Source organism: Mucilaginibacter sp. P1_D10, assembly GCF_056406215.1.
Genome location: NZ_JBFUAP010000046.1, coordinates 1 through 1,332 on the forward strand (window position 1 = coordinate 1; position 1,332 = coordinate 1,332).

The following is a 1,332-nucleotide window of genomic DNA, read 5'->3' on the forward strand; positions in this document are numbered from 1 at the left end:
CTCAAATACGGTTTCGGTAATGCAAGCGTATCAAGATGGGTTGCTATGGAGAAGAAGAAAAAGAGAAAGCTTGAAGAGTATGCAGCGTCTATCCAGGCCGTTAAGGGGGATATGCCGACGGATGTCAAGGCATTGCAGGAAGAGTTGCGTATGGCGCGGTTGAATATCAGCTTATTAGAGGCGATGATAGACATATCTGACGAGCAGCACGGCACTGACATCAGAAAAAAAGCTGGCACCAGGCGGTCATGAAAGTAGAGCAATGCCTGGGCGGCAGTTTGTCCAGGCTATGCTTACTGTCTGGTTATTCCCGCCAAGCTTATTATAAGAGGCGCTTATTAGAAGAGCATGTGCCCCTCAAAGAGGATTTGCTTGTTCAGCAGGTTATAGGTTACCGGGAGCTACAGCCTCGTATTGGCGGGCGGAAGCTATATTTTCTGCTAGGCCCATTTATGAAGTTACATCGTTTGGGTATAGGCCGGGACAGTTTTTTTAGGATGCTGGGCAAGTATGGCCTTCTTAACAAAAGGCGGCGCGGCAAGCCACAAACCACCGATTCAAACCACTGGATGAAGAAATATCCCGATCTGGCCAAAAAGCTGATGCCTGTACGCCCTGAACAGGTATGGGTAAGCGATATTACCTATCTTGAACTCTGTACCCAGGATGCTTACCTGAGCCTGGTAACAGATGCATATAGCCGCAAGATAGTTGGCTTCCATGTAAGCGAAAGCCTTTCTGCCGAGGGTTGCATAAGTGCGCTGCAAATGGCTATTGAGGGGCGCAGGGGCAATGAAGTACTTATGCACCACTCCGATAGGGGAACACAATACTGTTGCAATGATTATGTTAAAATACTTCAGGATAACGAAGTTGATATTAGCATGACGCAAAGCGGCGACCCAAGGGATAACGCCATTGCAGAGCGGGTAAATGGGATACTGAAAATGGAATTACTAAAACCATCATTTATCGATCTGGACACCGCAAGAGTTGCAGTAACGCAAGCAGTAAACACTTATAACTACCTGAGGCCGCATAGTAGTATATCAATGTTAACGCCGGCGCTAGCCCATACCCAAAAAATGAAGCTCAAGCGCTGCTGGAAAAACTATTACAAAAAGGGGTGGATAAAACGGGAGGTGGTAGACGGATAGTTATCAACAAAACGAAGCCTCTTTTAAAAAGAAAAAAAGAAGCAAAAAAAGAAAAACGTGTTAGGATGTGGACAACGCTCCGCGTTCCCCACATCCTAACACGGCAAACAAACAATAATAGTTTTATCTTTATAAAATACTGTCAACCTTTCTTAGGACAAGACAAACTCGAATT

General features: G+C 45.5%; 2 protein-coding genes. Both read left to right on the forward strand.

Annotated features, from left to right (window positions below; genetic code table 11):
- Positions 1–252, forward strand: a 252-nt coding sequence (locus tag AC1DYT_RS26680) for a hypothetical protein (protein WP_477472524.1), incomplete at its 5' end; no start/stop codon positions are given.
- Positions 249–1,157 (forward strand): IS3 family transposase, encoded by a 909-nt coding sequence (locus AC1DYT_RS26685; protein WP_477472525.1) that lies wholly within the window; start codon positions 249–251, stop codon positions 1,155–1,157. The genes AC1DYT_RS26680 and AC1DYT_RS26685, both read left to right, overlap by 4 nt.
- Positions 1,158–1,332: the final 175 nt, after the last annotated feature.